11 protein-coding genes are annotated in these 19,254 nt (G+C 74.1%); 5 read left to right on the top strand and 6 right to left on the bottom strand.

Going from position 1 to position 19,254, the window contains the following annotated elements:
* Nucleotides 1-2,616: bifunctional glycosyltransferase/CDP-glycerol:glycerophosphate glycerophosphotransferase (locus ACO1BR_RS29880; protein ID WP_426798211.1), on the bottom strand; the 2,616-nt coding region annotated here is incomplete at its 3' end.
* A 224-nt stretch (nt 2,617-2,840) separates the two neighbouring features.
* Between ACO1BR_RS29880 and ACO1BR_RS29875 the strand changes: the two genes are divergently transcribed.
* The gene (locus tag ACO1BR_RS29875; RefSeq protein WP_426798210.1) at nt 2,841-3,533 is read left to right on the top strand and encodes a class I SAM-dependent methyltransferase; all 693 of its coding nucleotides are present in this window, start codon (nt 2,841-2,843) and stop codon (nt 3,531-3,533) included.
* A gap of 111 nt (nt 3,534-3,644) precedes the next feature.
* On the opposite strand, the gene ACO1BR_RS29870 is transcribed toward ACO1BR_RS29875, so the two are convergent.
* From ACO1BR_RS29870 to ACO1BR_RS29850, 5 genes are all read right to left on the bottom strand, one after another.
* Nucleotides 3,645-4,604, bottom strand: a complete 960-nt coding sequence (locus ACO1BR_RS29870; protein WP_426798209.1) for a class I SAM-dependent methyltransferase — start codon at nt 4,602-4,604, stop codon at nt 3,645-3,647.
* A gap of 282 nt (nt 4,605-4,886) precedes the next feature.
* Nucleotides 4,887-5,828 carry a carbohydrate ABC transporter permease gene (locus tag ACO1BR_RS29865; protein ID WP_426798208.1) on the bottom strand — a complete coding sequence of 314 codons (942 nt, stop codon included), beginning with the start codon at nt 5,826-5,828 and terminating at the stop codon, nt 4,887-4,889.
* Complete coding sequence (locus ACO1BR_RS29860; RefSeq protein ID WP_426798207.1) at nt 5,825-7,195, bottom strand: carbohydrate ABC transporter permease; 1,371 nt, start codon at nt 7,193-7,195, stop codon at nt 5,825-5,827. The genes ACO1BR_RS29865 and ACO1BR_RS29860 overlap by 4 nt, the downstream gene beginning before the upstream one ends.
* 181 nt (nt 7,196-7,376) lie before the next feature.
* Entirely contained in the window at nt 7,377-8,744 is a 1,368-nt protein-coding gene (locus ACO1BR_RS29855; RefSeq protein ID WP_426798240.1) for an ABC transporter substrate-binding protein, read from the bottom strand.
* Nucleotides 8,745-9,644: 900 nt separating this feature from the next.
* Nucleotides 9,645-13,187 carry an FHA domain-containing protein gene (locus tag ACO1BR_RS29850; protein WP_426798206.1) on the bottom strand — a complete coding sequence of 1,181 codons (3,543 nt, stop codon included), beginning with the start codon at nt 13,185-13,187 and terminating at the stop codon, nt 9,645-9,647.
* Between the two features lie 494 nt (nt 13,188-13,681).
* On the opposite strand from ACO1BR_RS29850, the gene ACO1BR_RS29845 reads away from it, so the two are divergent.
* The 4 genes from ACO1BR_RS29845 (at nt 13,682) to ACO1BR_RS29830 (ending at nt 19,203) form a co-directional block, all read left to right on the top strand.
* Nucleotides 13,682-15,277: a serine/threonine-protein kinase gene (locus ACO1BR_RS29845; protein ID WP_426798205.1), complete on the top strand. Its 1,596-nt coding sequence runs from the start codon at nt 13,682-13,684 to the stop codon at nt 15,275-15,277.
* A gap of 179 nt (nt 15,278-15,456) precedes the next feature.
* The gene (locus ACO1BR_RS29840) at nt 15,457-16,734 is read left to right on the top strand and encodes a protein kinase domain-containing protein (RefSeq protein ID WP_426798204.1); all 1,278 of its coding nucleotides are present in this window, start codon (nt 15,457-15,459) and stop codon (nt 16,732-16,734) included.
* 149 nt (nt 16,735-16,883) lie between these two features.
* On the top strand, nt 16,884-17,999 hold the full coding sequence (gene prfB, locus ACO1BR_RS29835; RefSeq protein WP_426798203.1) for a peptide chain release factor 2: 1,116 nt from the start codon (nt 16,884-16,886) through the stop codon (nt 17,997-17,999).
* 313 nt (nt 18,000-18,312) lie between these two features.
* A complete protein-coding gene (locus tag ACO1BR_RS29830; RefSeq protein WP_426798202.1) occupies nt 18,313-19,203 on the top strand; it encodes a hypothetical protein in 891 nt (296 codons plus the stop codon).
* Nucleotides 19,204-19,254 lie beyond the last annotated feature (51 nt).

Genomic DNA, 19,254 nt, shown 5'->3' with positions numbered 1-19,254 from the left:
AGTCGGCGGCACCGCCGACTGCGCGTCCCGCACCGCCCACAGATGCTCCACGTCCATCCCCCGCCGCACCAGCTCCTCATGGACCGCCCGCGGTGAATCCCCGTAGGCCCGGCCGCCGAAGCTGCTGTAGAGGACGGTGTCGCGCAGCGGACGCGAGCGGTGCAGCGGATAGTGCTGCTCGCGCAGCACCCGGCGCCGGTACGGGCCCCGGTCGGTGGCCGGCAGCGCCGGCCCCGCCGCCACGAACGCCTCGTCGCCCCGCACCCGGTCCAGGACGAACGGTTTGCCGCGCACCGTACGGGACGCCGGCAGCCCGTCCAGCACCGACGGCGCGAACCGCACCGGCACGTCCGGCGACGCGCCCGGCGCGCCCCGCTCCCGCAGATGCAGCGTCCAGCGGCCCTCGCGCAGCGGCAGCTCCCCGGCGTACGAGGGCAGCGTGGCCAGCGGCAGCTCGCAGTGGAACCGGCCCTCGTCGTGGACCGCGGGGAGGGCCGCCTCGACGGCGTGCGCGGTGTGCCGGAGGACCAGCTCGGGCGCCTGCGGCGCGGCGTCCGGCAGCACCCCGGCGACCAGCAGCGTGCCGTCCGCCCGCCACACCACCCGGTCCACATACGGCTGCGGGACCCGGTCGTGCAGCACCAGGTCGCCGCCCGCGGTGGCCGCCACCACCAACTCCCGCCCGTGCGGTAGCGGTTGGGTGAACGGCTCGGTGCCGGGCGGGCAGCCGATCGGGTCGGCGGTGCCGTCGGCCAGCACCAGCTCGGCCGCCCAGGTCTCGGTGTGCGGCGGCGGCAGCACCCCGGGCTCGCCGTCCCGCGCGGGCCGGGCCGCGTCCAGCGCGTCGCACCGCACCCGGACGGTGACCCGGCCGCCCCCACCGGCCGCCGCCGCATCCGGCGCCCCGGGTTCGGCGCCCTCCACCGGAAACGTCACCACCGTGCCCGTCCCCTGATGCGTCAGCCGCAGCGCCGCCGGCGCCGGACCGGGCGCGGACACCGTCACCTCCACCGCCCCGGCCGCCGCCACCGGCGGCCCCGCCAGCCGCCGCACCCGCCGGTCCACCGCCAGCCGCAGCCGCCCGTCCGCATACCCCGGCGTGATCCGCACCCCGTCACCGGCCTCGTACGCACCCGGCGCGGCCCCCGACCCGCTCTCCGCCGCACCCAGCGCCGCCGCCCGCACCACCCCCGACGACACCAGCAGCACCCCCACCCGCCACTCGCCCTCCTCCCACACCCCGCCCCGCCGCAGCCGCTCCGGATCCACCCGCAGCTCGAAACCCGCCCAGTCGTAGCAGTGCAGCTCCTGCCCCGACCCCGCGGTCGCCTCCGGCATCAGCACCGGCCGCACCGGCAGCAGCACCCGGCGCCGCCCGCACGTCAGCACCGCCGTCCGCAGATAGCTGTGCCGGGTCGCCGCGGGCAGATTGCGCAGATACGCCCAGCCGCGCAGCACCAGCACCCCCTCCCGCCACACCGCCTCCCGGACCTCGGCCCGCACCGGGAAGTCGTCCCGGGCCAGCCGCGTCACCCCCACCGGCAGCTCCAGCGGCACCTCCGGCGGCAGCACCGCCCGCTTGCGCAGCGGCGGCCCCGCCACCGTGAACCCGGCCGGATTGCGCGCCTCGTGCGCCAGCAGCACCACCAGGTCCGCCAGCCGCCCCGCCCGGATCAGATACCAGCGCATCCGCAGCTCCACCGGCAGCGAACGCAGCACCTGCGGATCCACCCGCGACAGGAAGTCGCGGGCGCAGTCCAGGAACGCGGTACGGCAGTCCGGCGCCGCACCCGGCAGCGCCTCCACCAGATCCAGCAGCCCGCCCGTCAACTGCGCCCGGTCGTACGCGAACCGGTGGCACCCCCGCTCCGGAAAGGCCGGATCACCCAGGAAGCCGCGGATCCGGGACACCGCCGCGAACCGGTCCCGCACCCCCTGCGCCGTCGGCCGCCGGTGCCGCTCCGCACCCTCCGGCAACCGCCAGTAGCAGACGTGCTCGTGCAGCACGTCCACCGCCTCCGCGAGGAAGTGCGCGGGCAGCGACACCGCCGCGTCCCCGCCCGACTCCCCCTCCGGAAAGGCCAGTTCGTGCCGGTCCCAGAACACCCGCCGGAACACCTTGTTACGGACGAACCCGTCGCCCAGCAGCGACGGGTCCCTGGTGACGTGGGTGCGCAGCACCGTCTCGCGCCGCGCCGGATGGTCCGCCGACTGACCGCGACCCGCAGCCCCCAGCCGGTAGACGTTCCCGGTCGCCAGATCCGCCCCCGACGTGTCCAGCAGCCCGCACAACTCCTCGTACGCGCGCGGCAGCAGCACGTCGTCCGGGTCGAGGAACGCCAGATAGCCGGTGTGCGGAAAGGCGTGCCGGGCACCGGCGTTGCGCGCCCCGCCGCGCCCGCCGCCCTCGTGGTGCACCACCCGGAACCGCGGGTCCCGCTCGGTGAACCGCCGCCACGGAGCCCCCGGCGGCCCCTCCGCGGGACCGTCGTCCACCAGCACCACGTCCAGCCCGTCCAGCGTCTGGGCCGCCACCGACTCCAGACACTCCTCCACACTGCGCGCGGCCCCTTCGCCGCGAGGGACCGGGACGACGACGGTGAGCCGAGGCTTCATGGGCTGACAAGCCTTTCCGGACAGGCGAACCACGGGACGGTGCGGCCAACTCGTCCCTCAACTCGTCCATCGGCGGCACAGTCACCCGGTCTGCGCTGAAAGGGTGAGGCGAAGGTGCGGCGGCCCGGCCCGGCCCCCCGCCATGGCGTAGACCGAGGGACAGCGTGACCGGTGCCCGTGCACCGGCAAGCAGCCCGCCGCCCTCAGGAAGGTGACCGCACCCGATGCCCGGCCGAACCGACAGCTCCGCCGCCACCGACAGCCCCGACGCCGCGGCCCCGGGCCCCGGCACCGCGCGCACCCCCCGCCCCCACCGCCCCGCGGGCACCGCACCGGCCGCCTCCACCGCCCGGCTGCCCGCCCTCCGGGAACGCGGCGGCCTGGCCCGGCTGCTGCCCGCCCGGCCCCCCTACCGCCGGCAGCTGCGCCGGTTCGGCCCCGGACGCGTACTGGAGGTCGGCTGCGGCAGCGGCGACACCCTGGCCGGCTGCGCACCCGGCAGCGTCGGCATCGACCACGACCCGCTGTCGGTGGCCCGCTGCCGGGCCCGCGGCCTCACCGCCTACACCGCCGACACCTTCCTGGCCGGCCCGCACGCCCGCCCCGGCGCCTTCGACGCGCTGCTCTCCGCGCACGTCCTGGAGCACCTGGACGACGAGCAGGTGGAGGGCCTGCTGCGGGCCTACGTGCCCTACGTACGGCCCGGCGGCGGGGTGGTGCTGATCACCGCGCAGGAGGCCGGCCACCGCACCGGCCCGGCGCCCGTCCGCTTCACCGACTTCACCCTGCTGCGGGCCTTCGCGGAATCCGCCGGACTGGCCGTCCGGCGCACCTACTCCTCCCCGCTGCCGCGGACCGCCGGGCGGGTCCTGCGGTCCAACGTCTTCGTCCTCGTCGGACAGGTGCCGCGGGGCTGAACCCGCCGCACCGCCCGGGAAGTACGGGCCTCGGCCGGACATACGGGCCGGGCCCGGAAACGCCGCCTCCGGCCCGTACGCCCGCCGCCGCCCAGCCTCGCTCAGCCCCGCTCAGCCCCGTGCTCCGCCTGACCGCTTCCGCGCCCGCACGATCGCCCGGGTCACCACCGGCGGCAGCAGATCCCGCGCCACCCGCCGCAGCGCACCGCTCTCCCGGCGCACCGGCCCCGCCGCGGACGCCTTCGGGGACCGCGCCGGCGCCGCCGCCCGCTCCGGTACCCGCGCCGCGGCCGACGCCGCATACCGCGACACCGGATGCGACGGCTCCTTCGCCCCCTTCGCGCTCAGCCGGATCAGCGGCCCGCCGTTGACCTCCTGGACCTCGTGCCACACGTCGCCGCGGGCGGTCAGCCACTCCAGCAGCGCGTCCTGGTACGGCCCCGGATCCCCGAAGGTGCCGTAGAACTTCGTCCCCGTGATGCAGATCGGACGCAGCCCGTGCGCCGTCACCGCCTGCCACGTCGCGGCGGCGACCCCCGGGCAGTGCTCCGCACGGAAGTCGTCCATCACCACCACACCGCCCTCGGTGAGCAGCTCCCGCACCGCCAGGATGTCGCCCGCCACATGCTCGTACAGATGCGACGCGTCGATGTGCGCGAACCGCACACTGCCGTCCGCCACATGCTCCCGGATCACCGAGCTCAGCCCCTGCACGATCACCGGCAACTCGTCATGGAACGCACGGTAGTTGGCCTCGAACGCGCGCCGGGTCAGCGTCGCGTACGACTTCGCCATCTCCTTCGAGTTCGAGGCGTCCTCGGCCGGGGAGTCGAACAGGTCGCAGACCGTGAACCGCTCGCCGGCACCCAGCCGCGCACCGAGGAAGATCGCGCTCTTGCCCATGTACGCGCCCAGTTCGAGCAGGTCACCCGCCTCGGACCGGTCCCGCTGATGGCTCAGGAACCAGTCGAAGAGCAGCTGGTCGGCGGTGAAGAACCAGCCCTTGACATCGGACAGCCGCGCGGGACGCGGCAGGTGTTCGGCACTCTGGTCTGCGGTGAGGGCAGTCATGTGCGGTCCGTCTCCAGACGGTCGGGAATCGATGGCGATGTACGACACGCGGGGCAGCAGGGACATCAGGACGGTGCGCCGGCGCCGCGGCCGGGCACCCGTCACGACGCACCCCGGTCGCACCATGCGTTTCACGGAGCGGGCGCCATCGTGGGGGAGCAACATGAACGGAAGGTGAGCTGCGACCACCGCTCCGGCCACGCCTGCGGATCGGCCCCCACCGATCCCCCACCGATCCGCGTGCCTCCCGTACCCGCCGTACGGAGCCGCCGCGCCCCGCCCTCACTTCACCGCGCCCGCCACCACCCCGGACACGAACTGCCGCTGGAACGCGAAGAAGACGATCAGCGGCACCACCATCGACAGGAACGCGCCCGGCGCCAGCACATCGATGTTGTTGCCGAACTGCCGCACCTCCTGCTGGAGCGCCACCGTGATCGGCGGATGCCCGCTGTCCGCGAAGATCAGCGCGATCAGCATGTCGTTCCACACCCACAGGAACTGGAAGATCCCCAGCGACGCGATCGCCGGACCCCCCAACGGCATCACCACCCGCGTGAACAGCCGCAGTTCGCCCGCCCCGTCCAGCCGCGCCGCCTCCAGCAGCTCCCGTGGGATCTCCGCGAAGAAGTTCCGCAGCAGGAACACCGCGAACGGCAGCCCGAACGCCGTATGGAAGAGGACCACCCCGGCCGTCGTCTCGAACAGCCCGACCGCACCGAACAGCTTCGCCACCGGAACCAGCGCCACCTGCACCGGCACCACCAACAGCCCCACGACCACCATGAACCAGCCGTCCCGTCCCGGAAAGTCCAGCCAGGCGAAGGCATAGCCCGCCAACGACCCGATGACCACCACCAGCACCGTCGCCGGCACCGTGATCTCCGCGGTCGTCAGCAGCGACCCCATCACCTTCCCGTTGGACAGCAGCTGGCCGTAGTTGTCGAACGTGATCTGCGCCGGCCTGGTGAACACCTGCCACCAACCGGACTCGGCGATCTGTGCCGGCCGGCGCAGCGACGACAGCAGCAGTCCGATCGACGGCATCAGCCAGAACAGCGCCACCAGCACCAGGAAGACCCGCACCGCACCGCCGCCGGTCCGCGCCGCGAGCCGCGCGCCCAGCGGCCCCCGGCCGCCCCGCGGCACCCCGCGCCCGGCGGCCCGGCGCCCGGCGGCGCCATCGCCCGCACCCGCCCCCACGGCCCCGTCCACGGTCGTCATCGGCGACGCTCCTTCCGTAGACGCCGGAGATTGACGTACATCACCGGCAACACGAGCAGCAGCAGGAATACGGCGATCGCACTACCCAGCCCCTCGTTGACATCCGTACCGAACGAGGACTGGAAGAGCTGCAACGCCAGCACGTTGGCGGACCGGAGACTGGAACCCGGCGCGATGATGTACACCAGGTCGAAGATCTTCAGCACATTGATCATCAGCGTGACCAGCACCACCACCAGCACCGGCGCCAGCAGCGGCACCGTGATCCGCCGGAACACCTGCCACTCGCCGGCCCCGTCCACCCGCGCCGCCTCCAGCAGTTCCCGCGGCACACCCGCCAGCCCCGCCGCGATCAACACCATCGCGAAACCGGCCCACATCCACACATAACTGCCGATGATGGCCGGGGTGACCAGCGCCGGACCCAGCCAGTCCACACCGTTGTACGCCGCCGCGAAATCCGCCCCCGGCAACCGGATCCGCGCCCCCACCGCCTTCTTAGCCGGCAGCGCGAACGTCCCGTCCGCCGCCGTCGTCGCCGAGGCGACCACCGCCCCGCCCCGGACCGCCTGCACCGTCAGCCCGGCCAGCGCCTTCTCACCCGGGTCGATGACATTCGGCCGCCCACCGCCGCCCCGGGTGAAATCCAGCCACGCCGTCCCGGTCACCATGCCCGGCCGCGCCCCGGCCGCCACCGCCTGCCGCGCGCCCCGTACGTCCCCCGGCTGCACCGCCACCAGCGGCAGCTGCACCGGCGACCCGGCCCGCACCACCGACGCCGTGGTGAACGAACCGCCGCCGGACGGCCGCAGATCCGCGTTCGGCCGCGGCTTGGCCCCCGGGAACGGCGCCGGCGCGGCGAACGTGTCGTGCACCGCCACCCACACCGCGTTCGCCACCCCGCGCTGCGGATCCTGGTCGTACACCAGCCGGAAGATGATCCCCGCCGCCAGCATCGAGATCGCCATCGGCATGAACACCACCAGCTTGAACGCGGTGCCCCAGCGCACCCGCTCCGTCAGCACCGCGAAGATCAACCCGAGCGCCGTCGACACCGCCGGCGCGACCACCACCCACACCACGTTGTTCCGCAACGCGGTCCGGATCCCGTCGTCCGAGAACATCTGCCCGTAATTGCCCAGCCCCACAAAGCCGTTGCCGGACGCGTCGAACAGACTCCGGTAGACCGAGAACCCGATGGGATAGACCACCAGCGCGCCCAGCAGCACCAGCGCCGGCAGCAGGAACACCGCCGCCACCCAGACCCGCGTCCCACTGACACCACGCCGCCGGGCACCCCCACCGCCCGCCGCCCCCGCCGGTACGCCCGTGGCCTCCACCCCGGCCGGTACGTCCGCGTCGCTCATCGTGACGGCCTCCCGGTGCTCATCGTGACCGGCACGCACACGGGCACGCACACGGACGTGAAGACGGACGTGAACGCGAACCCGAACGCGAACCCGAGCAGGGACCCGAACAGGGACCTGAACACGGACACCCGCGCCATCTCATGCCCCCTCATGCCCCCTCATGCCCCCTCATGCCCCCTCAGTGTCCGAACGCCTTCGCCGCGTCCGTCTCCAACTGCGCCTGCGTACCCGCGACATCCTTCGGGTTCTTCAGGAAGTCCTGCAGGTCCTTCCACTCGCCCTGCCCGGGCTTGCCGCCGAACGACGCGGGCGCCTGGTCGGACATGTCGAAGCGGAAACCGTCCCCCGCCGCGATCAGCGCCTTGGCGATCTTGCGCATCACGTCATCGGCGTACGCGGCCTGGTCCAGCTCCTTGTTGGGCGAGACGAACCCGCCCGCCTGCGCCCAGATCCTGGCCGCGTCCGTCGACGCCAGGAACGTCAGCAGCGCCTGCGCCGCCTTGCTGTCCTTGAGGGCCACCGCCGCGTCCCCGCCGGTCACCACCGGCGACTTCGCGCCCACCGCCGGGAACGGGAACACCTTGGCATCCGTGCCGACCTTCGCCTTCGTCTGCGCGATGTTCGCCGCGGCGTAGTCGGCCGACGAGACCATCGCGGCCTTGGGGGTGTCACCTCCGCTGAACGTCTGGGTCACCGACATCGGGAAGTCCGTCTGCAGAGCACCCGTATTGCCGCCCGCCAGCAGCTCCTTGCGCCCGAAGAGCTGGCCGAGGGTGGTCAGCGCCTGCTTCACGGACGGGTCGGTCCACTTGATGTCGTGCTTGGACAGCTGGTCGTACTTCTCCGGACCCGCCTGCGAAAGATAGATGTTCTCGAACCAGTCGGTCAGCGTCCAGCCGTCCGACCCGCCCACCGACACCGGCTCCACACCCGACTCGGCAATCGTCTCCGCCGTCTTCAGGAACTGCGGCCACGTCCTGGGCTCCGTCACCCCGGCATTCCCGAAGACCTTGGTGTTGTACCAGACCAGCGACTTGTTGCTGGCCTTGAAATACACCCCGTACTCGGTGCCCTGGTGCGCACCCAGATCCCGCCACCCCTTGCTGAAGTTCTTCGCCAACTGCGCCTTGGCCTCCGCCCCCAGCGGCTTCAGCCACCCCTTCTGCGCGAACTCGTTCAGCACGCCGACCTGCTGCAGCATGGCCACATCCGGCGGCCCGCCACCCGCGATCTTGGACCCGACGAACCCGGCCATGTCGTCCCCGCTCGGCACGAAGTCGACCTTGGCGCCGGTCCGCTTCTCGAACTCCGCCAGAACCTTGGTGAAGTTCTCCCGCTCGGCCCCCGTCCACACCGCCGTGACCTGCAACCGCTGCCCGCCGAGCTTCGGCAGCTGCACCGTGGGCGCCGTCCCACCCCCCTTGGCCCCGCCCCCACTTCCGCCACCGCTGCCACCGCTGCCACCGCCACCACAGGCGGCCAGCCCCAGCGCCAGCGTGGTGACCGCCGCCAACGCGGCAGCACCCCGTAAGCCCGTCCGGTCCATTCCTCTGCGCATCCCCGTAACCCCTCGTCGCCGCGCCTGCCGTGCTCGTCGCTGCGCCTGCCGTGCCTCTCCCGCCACTGCCCGCTGCTTGCCGCTCGCCGTCCGGAGCCGTCCGGAGCTGTCCGGAGCAGTGCCCGCCGGTGGTGCGAAGCGGTGCGCGGTCGCCGTTCGAAGCGGTGCCGGCCGTGCAAGCAAGTGGTGCGTGCTACTGGTACGAAGCCGTGCGTGGTGGTGCGGTGGTCCCGGTACCAAGCGGCGCATGCCGCGGACACCCGGCGCCGCGGGCGCCCGATCCCTGATGTCCCTGATGCTTCACACCTGACACCTGACACCTCGCACCTGGCACTTGGTACCTGACACCTGGCACTTGGTACCTGCGTGCACCAACCCGCGCTGCCGTCCGTGCCGGTTTCTGCTGTCCGCTGCTGCTGTCTGCTTCCGCTGCCCGCTGCTGCCGACTGTGCGCCTTGCTTCTGCCGCCGTTCGTCAACTGCCGAGTCGCCTACGTTGCCCACGGCCGTGCATGCCCGCATACGACCGCGCCGCGCCGTGCCCTGTCGGATAGCTGTGCCCTGCCGGGCACCTGTGCCCTGCCGTGTACGCGTACGGTGTGCGACAGTCCTACGCCCCCACCACCGGCTCCGCAATACCGCCTTCCCGGCCAACTACCCATTTGTGATGGGGCTGTTACGGACGACGGGGCACGCGTCGGGACAGTCCGCCACCGACCCCCACCGCCCAGGCCCCACAGCCGACCCCGACAACCCAGGCCCCACCGCCGACCCCCACAGCCGCCGCCCCCCACAACCCAGGCCCCAACGGCGCCCCGAAAGCCCGCCCGCCGCCCCGAAAGCCCGCCCGCTTACGGCAGCTGCAACAGCGGCTACATCAGCGGCGGAGCTACACCAGCGGCGGAGTCGCCAGTGCTCCTGAAGACTGCGCGGCGCGCTGCAGTGCGCTGGCCAGCAGGGCCAGGTCCGTCGGGCCGTTGCCCAGTTCGCGCAGCGGGCGCCGGGCCGGCGGGTCGCCCATCCGCGGCCACTCCAAGGGCACCACGGTCGGCCGAAGCGTGGACGTACGAGGTATGCGTCCGGTGACCCGGCCCGCCTGGAACGGCGTCGAGGAGCCGTCCTCCGCGCGGTGCAGCCGCCCGCGTCCCGGCGGTACCGGCTCGGACGGGTCGGCGGCGGCGCCCAACTGGATGCGCAGCCCGGCCCGTTCGGCGGTTGCGGTGCCCTCCGTGCGGTCCGGGTGGCCGGTGGCGGCTATCAGGTGGACGCCCAGGTCCGCGCCGTCCCGGGCCACCGCCTCCAGGGCGCGCACCACGGAGCCGGCGGCCGGCCGGCCCGTGCTGCCGAGGGCGGGGGAGACCAGGGCGTCGAAGTCGTCGACGAGCACGAAGAGGCGGGGCATGGGGGCGGCGGCCATCGCGGGATCCGCGGTGGGGCCCGCGGGATCGGCGGAGCCCGCGGTGTCCGGGGGCGGGGTGCCCGGGGCGCCGTTGCGGGACCGTAGGCGGAGTGTGCCGGTTTCTGAGGGGTCCGCCGGTGTGCCGCGTTCCTCATTGTTACGGCAACGATTACGGAGAGTGATTTGTTCCTGCGGAGCGTCACCGAGGGTGGTGGAGCCGGCGGTCTCGGCGGAGCGGCGCGGGGCGATGATGCGGGGCGCCGGGAGGTGCTTGGCGCGCCAGTCGGCGAAGGGCGTGCCGGCCAGTATTTCCGCGCGCCGTTTGAGTTCGGAGGACAGTGCCTGGGCGAACTCCCGCATGCGCACTGGGTCGGAGGCGGCCAGATAGGTCGTGACGTGCGGGAGGTCCGTGCACAGCCGCAGGCCCTCGCCGCGTTCGCTGCCGCCGCCGTCCACCAGGACCAGCGACAGCAGATCCGGGCGGTCCGCGGCGGCGAGCGAGGCGGCCAGGGACCGAAGCAGCTCGGTCTTGCCGGTGGCCGCCGCGCCCTCCAGGAGCAGATGGGTGTGGTCGGCGGCGAGATCGGCGACCAGCGGGCCGTGCGGTCCGGCGCCGAGCACCGCGGCGGCGCCCGGCCGGTCGGTGTCCAGGGCGGCCGCCCAACGCGCCATCAGGGACGCGGGCGTGGCGCGGGCCAGCCCCAACTCGTCCAGCAGCCGCGCCGTGTCGGGCAGTGGGACGGCTGCGCGGTGCACGGACGGCCCGCCGGCGCCGCCCGCCTCGGTCTCCCGCAGCGGGGCCAGCGCCCTGGCGAAACGCTCCGCCCAGGCACCGGAGACCGCGTCCACCGTCGCGACCGTGCCGTTCGGCCCGGAGCCCGGCTGGACGACGCGCAGCGCCGTGGCGACGTCGCCGCTGAGCACCGCCACCGCCCCGCACTCGCCGAACGCCGGTGACGCCGCCCGCGCCGCCTCGTACGTCGCGGCCAGCGGGAAGGCCGGCGAGGCGGCCGGGGTCTCGGCGAGGCAGAGCAGGTGGATGCCGCAGGCCGGGCCGCCCGCCGCCAGCCGCGCCGTGGTCTCGCGCAGCGCGGACGAGCCGGGGTCGCCGTCCACGATGACGAGGGTGTACGCCCCTTCATGGCGGGCCGCCGCGGAGGCCACGTCGGAGCGGTCGGCGCTGGCCCAGGAGGGTCCCAGCGGGCTGTCGTCCAGCCGCCGCACCAGTTCGGTGGTACGGGCGGTGGCCTGCTCCTTGTCGTAGGCGAGCAGCAGCCGGCAGTCCTGGCCGTGAGCCGGGCGGACGTGCGGCAGCCAGCCCAGCCAGGACCAGTCGGCGACCCGCTCCTCGGTGCCGCGCGACCGGTCCGTGCTGATCAGCACGATCTCCAGCGTCCCGGGGGAGTGCAGCGCGGCGAGCTGGGCGACGGCGGACCGGGCCAGTCCGGCGAGCCGCGCCCGCGGACCGGCCAGTCCCAGGGCGCCGGCCCGGCGCAGTTCCACGGTGACCGGCACCGCGGACCGGCCGCCGGGCCCGTCCTCCGTGCCGAGGCGGACGGCGAGGGCGTCCGGGTGGTCCGGTCCGCGCTCCCAGAGGTGGGGGCCCGGGCCGAGCGCGGTGAGCAGGATCGCGGCGGCGTCCGGCCAGCGTTCGTGGGCGGCGGGTCCGGCCGGCGGTGCGGCAGGGCCCTCGGCGGCCGGACGGGAGGGGGCGCCGGTCGGTCCGGCGGCCGGACCGGCCTCCGCGTCCAGGGTGCCGCCCAAGGGTTCCACGGCGGGGCGCCCGCCGGCCAGCCGCCGTGCCCAGGCCCCGATGCCGCCCCGGCGGCCCGCCTTACGGGTCACCGGGTCGGCGGGTGCCAGGGACTGCTGGCCGCCGTGGGTCTGGTCGGCGGCCGGCGCGGTGTCGGCGACGGGGTGGCCGTGGCCGTGGCCGGAATCGTCGGGTCCGCGGCCGTCGGGCGCGGTGCGGGAGTCGAGGATCTCCTGGGCGTCCGGGGCCGCCCGGTCGTGCCGTACGGGGGGCGTGCCGCCGGGGGCGGCCGAACCGTACGGGGCGGCGGCCGGCCCCGGGGCGGTGGAGAGGGAGCCGCGCGGACCGGAGCCGTATCCGCCGGTGGTCGTGCCGCGCGGGCCGCCGGCGGACGGGGCCGGGGTGCCGCGCAGCGGGGTGTCCCGACGGGCGGTGCCGCCGTGGGCGGTGCCGTCGCGGGGGGCCGGTACGGGAGCGGCGGCGGCCGGGGGGCCGTACGCGTCGCCGGGTGCCGGATACGGGGCGGCGCCGACGGAGGAGTGGCCGGTGCCGGCGGGGTGCGCGCCGGGTTCCAGGGCGGCTGCGGTGTGCGGTGCGGGGGCGCCGTCCGCCGTCCCGGGGGCCACCCGGAGGTGGCCCTCGCCGTCGGGTGCGACGCCGAGTGCCGGATCGGGGGTGCTGGGGGCGGCCTGGAGCCGCAGGGCCGATTCGCCGATGCGGAGCAGGGCGCCGGGGTGCAGCGCGGCGGCCCGCTCGCCGAGTTCGGCGCCGTCGACCGCGGTGCCGTTCGTGGAGCGCAGGTCGGCCACGTACACCGACCCGTCGGGCTCTACGGTGACGGCGCAGTGCAGCCGGGAGACGTCCGGGTCGTCCAGCGGGACGTCCGCGTCGGCGGAGCGGCCGATGCGGATCTGGCCGCCGTGCAGCAGGTGCACTCCGCCGGCGTCCGGGCCGGAGACCACGCGGAGCCGGGCGGAGCCGTGCGGCAGGCCGTGGGCGGGGGCGGGGCCGGGGCCCTGGAGGGAGAGGACCGCGCCGTCGATCAGCGGCGGCTCGCCGATCGCGGCGCGCTGCGGGTCGAGCCGCTCGGATCCGGCGTAGAGCACGACGGGCGCGCTGCCGCCGGCGGCGCCGACATCCGCGCCGGCGCCCGCCACGGAGGCCGCGAGGGAGCCGGCCACCGACGCCAGGGCGGTCCCGGCGGGGGCCGTCACGAGCACGTCGCAGGCCCGCGTGGTGTGGCCGCTGCGCGGCCCGAGGACGGTCAGCCGGATCTGCATCGCCGTCTACGGTCCCTTCTGCCGGGGGATCCGGCAGGGGCTCAGCTCGCTCCCCCACGGCACCCGAGCACGTCGGCACGTACAAGTCCCATGTGCACGTCGCGACGGGAATCGCGCGCCCCCACCGCGTGCGTGCTGGGATGCATCCTCGCACCTGCCACTGACAACACGCCCGCCGCCCGCCGATTGATGATCTTGATTGGTCGTCCGACGGCGGAAAAGTACCTGCTTACACGCAGTGAATCGGACGTTTTCGATCATCGGTCATCAGGGAGGCGGACGGCCGCGGGCGGTCCGCGCGCTGTTGACCCGGCCGGCGCACGCCGCTCCCGGCCGGGCAACCAACCGCCCGGAACGCGCGTCTTCCCCACGAGCCTCACCAGTGAGCGCCGCACCGGGATGTCTGTGCGACGGCACTACAGTGGGGCGGACGGGCCGCCAGCTGACCCAGTGCGGGCCGGGCAAGGATCGACCACGACCAGGGAGCGCATGACGTGCGGCCGGTAGGCAGCAAGTACCTGCTCGAGGAGCCGCTGGGGCGCGGCGCCACGGGCACCGTCTGGCGCGCCCGCCAGCGGGAGGCGGCGGGTGCCGAGGCCGCCGTGCCGGGGCAGCCCGGCGAGACCGTCGCGATCAAGGTCCTCAAGGAGGAGCTGGCGTCCGACGCGGACGTGGTGATGCGGTTCCTGCGGGAGCGCTCCGTCCTGCTGCGGCTCACCCACCCCAACATCGTCCGCACCCGCGACCTGGTCGTCGAGGGCGACCTGCTGGCGCTGGTCATGGACCTGGTCGACGGCCCCGACCTGCACCGCTACCTCCGCGACAACGGCCCCTTCAGCCCGGTCGCGGCCTCGCTGCTGACCGCGCAGATCGCCGACGCGCTGGCCGCCAGCCACGCCGACGGCGTCGTCCACCGCGACCTCAAGCCCGCGAACGTGCTGCTCGCCGGTTCCGACGGCAGCAGCGAGATGCACCCGATGCTGACCGACTTCGGTATCGCGCGGCTCGCCGACTCCCCGGGCCTGACCCGTACGCACGAGTTCGTCGGCACCCCCGCCTACGTGGCGCCGGAGTCCGCCGAGGGCCGTCCGCAGACCTCCGCCGTGGACATCTACGGCGCCGGCATCCTGCTGTACGAACTGGTCACCGGCCGGCCCCCGTTCGCCGGCGCGACCGCCCTGGAGGTGCTGCACAAGCACCTCAGCGAGGAGCCGCGCCGCCCCGGTTCGGTGCCCGAGCCGCTCTGGACGATCATCGAGCGCTGCCTGCGCAAGCAGCCGGAGGAGCGCCCCAGCGCCGAGAACCTCGCCCGCGGGCTGCGCACCGTCGCGGCCGGCATCGGGGTGCACGCCACTCCGGCCCAGGCCGAGGCCGCGCTGGGCGTCGCCGCGCTGCTCGCGCCCGACCCGGCGCCCGCCACGGTCCCCGGTACGGCCGGTGGCCAGGGGGCCGGCGACGCCGCCCCCACCCAGGTGCTCCCGTCCAACGCCGGCTCCTACGACCCGGCCGCGGCGACCAGCGTGCTGCCGTCCACGGGCGCGCCCGGCGGCCCCGCCCCGACCCGCGCCATGCCGCCGGTGCCCCCGATGCCCATGGGCGCGCCTGTGGCCGGCCCGCCCGAGCCCGAGGGCCCGCACCCGTGGGAGTCCCAGCTCCGCGCCGCCCGGGACCGCAACGAGCAGACCCAGGTGCAGTACCTCTCGCCCGAGGACGACCCGCTGCGCCGCCGTCCGCAGCGCCGCCCCGCCCCGCAGCAGTACGGCGACCCGTACGCACAGCAGCAGCGGCCGCCGGCCCCGCAGCGCCGCCAGGAGCCGCCGCCGCAGCACTACGAGCCGCAGCGCCCGCCGGCCCGGGAGCCCCGGCCCCGGCGCGAGCCGCGTCCGCGCAGCGCCAACCCGATGAGGATCCCCGGTCTGGGCTGCCTCAAGGGCTGCCTGTTCACGCTGCTGCTGCTGTTCGTGGCGGGCTGGCTGGTGTGGGAGTTCACCCCGCTCCAGCAGTGGATCGGAACGACCAAGGGCTTCTTCGCGCAGGTCGGGGACGTCTTCAAGAGCGTGCAGCACTTCGTACAGAGTCTCGGCGGCTGACGTCCCGTACGGACGGACCGGCGCGACATTATGGGTTTGTCGACTTCCGGCAGGCGAATTCCTGTACAGAAGTGAAGGTTGCCGCCAATCAGGGCACTGAACCCCCCGGCGCCCGCGTAGCTTTGACGCCAACTTCAGCCCCCGCGGGACGCTCGGGGGCCCGACACGTCGGAGCAGTCTTGGCACGGAAGATCGGCAGCCGGTACACCGCCCACCAGATCCTGGGGCGCGGCAGCGCCGGCACGGTATGGCTGGGCGAGGGTCCCGAAGGGGCCGTGGCCATCAAGCTGTTGCGTGAGGATCTCGCCTCCGACCAGGAGCTCGTCGGCCGCTTCGTACAGGAGCGGGCGGCGCTGCTGAGCCTGGAGCACCCGCATGTCGTCGGCGTCCGCGACCTCGTCGTCGACGGCGCCGACCTGGCGCTGGTCATGGACCTCGTACGGGGCACCGACCTGCGCACCCGTCTGGAGCGCGAGCGCCGGCTGGCCCCGGAGGCGGCGGTCGCCATCGCCGCCGACGTCGCCGACGGCCTGGCCGCCGCGCACGCGGCCCGCATCGTGCACCGCGACGTCAAGCCGGAGAACGTCCTGCTGGACATGCAGGGCCCGCTCGGCCCGGGTGGCGCGCACCCCGCGCTGCTCACCGACTTCGGTATCGCGCGGCTCGTCGACTCCCCCCGAAGGACCCGCGCGACCAAGGTCATCGGCACCCCCGACTACCTCGCCCCGGAGATCATCGAGGGACTGCCGCCGCGCGCCTCGGTGGACGTCTACGCGCTGGCGACGGTCCTGTACGAGATGCTCGCCGGCTTCACGCCCTTCGGGGGCGGGCACCCCGGTGCGGTGCTGCGCCGCCATGTCACCGAGAGCGTCGCCCCGCTGCCCGGGATCCCGGACGAGCTGTGGCAGCTGCTGATCCAGTGCCTGGCCAAGGCGCCGGCGTCCCGGCTGCGCGCCCCGGAGCTGGCGGCCCGGCTGCGCGAGATCCTGCCCGGCCTGGCCGGTATGCCGCCGCTGGACATCGACGAGCCGGAGGGCGACGAGCCCGAGGACGAGGCGGAGGGCGGCGCCCCCGCGGGGTCCCGCGAGGAGTCCCGCTACCCGGCCGCGGCGCCCGGCGAGGCCGGTCCGCCGCGGGGCGCGGTCCCATTGGTCCAGGGGTCGGCACCGGACTCCAACCGGGAGACGCACACCAGCATGCGGGTCCCCGGCCCGGACGAGCTGGCCGGCGGCGCGCACGGCACCGCCCGCGCCCCGCGGGCCGCCGGCGAGCGCCGGGCGGGCTCGGCCCGGCACCGCTCGTCGGCCGAGGTGGTGCGCCGCCGCCGGATCAAGCTCGGCATGGCCGCCGCCTTGGTGGTCGTGGCGGCGGCCCTCGGCGGCTGGCTGGCCTCGTCCGGCGACGAGCCGGGCGACGCCACCCCGGGCGTGCACCAGCCGGGCGGCACCGCGCCGTGACGGGCCGTCCCGGGCCCCGTACACACGGTGGGAGGCCCCGGTGGGACGTCCCGGCGTACGCGGTGCGGCGACTGGCCGAGCACCGGTTGCGGGGGATCCGGGCCACCGGGCCGGGCCACGTTGCCGGCGGCAGCCGTTAGGCTGGGTGCGTGGCAGTCGTCGATGTATCCGAAGAGCTGAAGTCCCTCTCCTCGACCATGGGGTCGATCGAGGCCGTCCTGGACCTCGACAAGATGAGGGCCGATGTCGCCGTGCTTGAGGAACAGGCAGCGGCGCCGTCCCTGTGGGACGACCCGGAGAACGCGCAGAAGATCACCAGCCAGCTGTCCTACCTCCAGGGCCAGCTGCGCCGGGCAGAGGAGCTGCGCGGCCGCGTCGACGACCTTGAGGTGCTCTTCGAGCTCGCCGAGGCCGAGGGCGACGAGGACGCCCGCGCCGAGGCCGAGGGCGAGCTGACCGCCGTCCGCAAGGCGGTCGACGAGCTGGAGGTCCGCACGCTGCTCTCGGGCGAGTACGACGCCCGCGAGGCCGTGGTCAGCATCCGCGCCGAGGCCGGCGGGGTGGACGCCGCGGACTTCGCCGAGAAGCTCCAGCGGATGTATCTGCGCTGGGCCGAGCGCCACGGCCACAAGACCGAGCTCTATGAGACCTCGTACGCCGAAGAGGCCGGCATCAAGTCGACCACCTTCGCCGTCCAGGTGCCCTACGCCTACGGCACGCTCTCCGTGGAGCAGGGCACGCACCGCCTGGTGCGGATCTCGCCGTTCGACAACCAGGGCCGCCGCCAGACCTCCTTCGCGGGCGTCGAGGTGCTGCCGGTCGTCGAGCAGACCGACCACATCGAGATCGACGAGTCCGACCTGCGGGTGGACGTGTACCGCTCCTCGGGCCCCGGCGGCCAGGGCGTCAACACCACGGACTCCGCGGTCCGGCTGACGCACATCCCCACCGGCATCGTCGTCTCCTGCCAGAACGAGCGCTCGCAGATCCAGAACAAGGCCACCGCCATGAACGTCCTCCAGGCGAAGCTGCTGGAGCGGCGCCGCCAGGAGGAGCGGGCCAAGATGGACGCCCTCAAGGGCGACGGCGGCAACTCCTGGGGCAACCAGATGCGTTCCTACGTGCTGCACCCGTACCAGATGGTCAAGGACCTGCGGACGGAGTTCGAGGTCGGCAACCCGCAGTCCGTTCTGGACGGCGACATCGACGGCTTCCTGGAGGCCGGTATCCGCTGGCGCAAGCAGCAGGAGCAGCAGGCGGGATAAGCCGCAAAAGCCTACGGCAACTGCCTCCCTGAGGGGGGCAGTTGCTTTTTGTCGTGGCGGTTAGGTCACAGTCGTACGTCCATGTATCGCCCATCCCACGGCAATTCGGACATCGGACCTTTAATCGACCTTGACGATGTTCGGAGAACTGGGAAGGCTGGGCGCGGCATGCGTATGTCATGGGGCGCGTGTGTGAACGGGGAGATGAGTGGCCCGCCGGCAGTGCGGGGCCGGGACTCGCGTACCCCCATCGGCCGTTGCCCCGTACAGCGATGCTCCATTGACGAGTTGAGCTACTGGGGGTAGCAGGCACATGACGAAGAAGACGCGGCTGCGCGTAGCGCGCATTGCGGCCGGCGCTGTGATCGCGGCCGGTGCGTCGCTCACCGCCGCCGGCGCGGCATCCGCCGCCGGTACCGACAATGTCGGCCACGCCAAGCATCAGGACAACGGCCTCATCGGCAGCCTCCTCGGCGGCATCTTCGGTGGCGGCGACTCCACCGGCGGTGACTCGACCGGCGGCGACACCAACGGTGGCAACACCGGCGGCGACAACGGCGGTGACTCGACCGGTGGCAACACCGGCGGTACCACCGGCAGCACGACGGGCGGCACGACCGGCAGCACCACCGGTGGCAACACCGGTGGCACGACGGGCGGCACCACCGGCAGCACGACCGGTGGCAACACCGGTGGCACGACCGGCAGCACGACCGGTGGCGACAACGGTGGCACGACCGGCAGCACGACCGGCGGTGACAACGGTGGCACGACCGGTGGCGACAACGGTGGCACGACCGGCAGCACCACCGGCGGTGACAACGGTGGCACGACAGGTGGCAACACCGGTGGCACCACCGGCAGCACCACGACCGGCGGCGACAACGGTGGTGACTCGACCGGCAGCACCACGACCGGTGGCAACACCGGTGGCACCAGCGGCACCAGTGGCGACAGCACCGGCACCGGCACCGACAACCAGGGCTCCAAGCCGATCGACCAGCCCGGCAAGGGCAAGGACCAGGTCGTCGACACCCCGGGTCAGGCCAAGCAGCAGGCCAAGGGCGGTCAGCTGGCGGAGACCGGTTCGTCCGGCACCACCTTCCTGATCATCGGTGCGGCCACGATGATCGCCGGCGGCGTGGGCTTCCGGATCCTGCCCCGTCTGATCAACAAGAACGGCGGCGGCGCGGCGGCTGCCTGACGCTGACGCGGTACACGACGAGGGGCCCGGGACGCATGCGTCCCGGGCCCC

Source organism: Streptomyces sp. YGL11-2 (assembly GCF_050054615.1).
Classification (GTDB): Bacteria; Actinomycetota; Actinomycetes; order Streptomycetales; family Streptomycetaceae; genus Streptomyces.
This window is presented reverse-complemented; position numbering and strand designations above follow the sequence as displayed.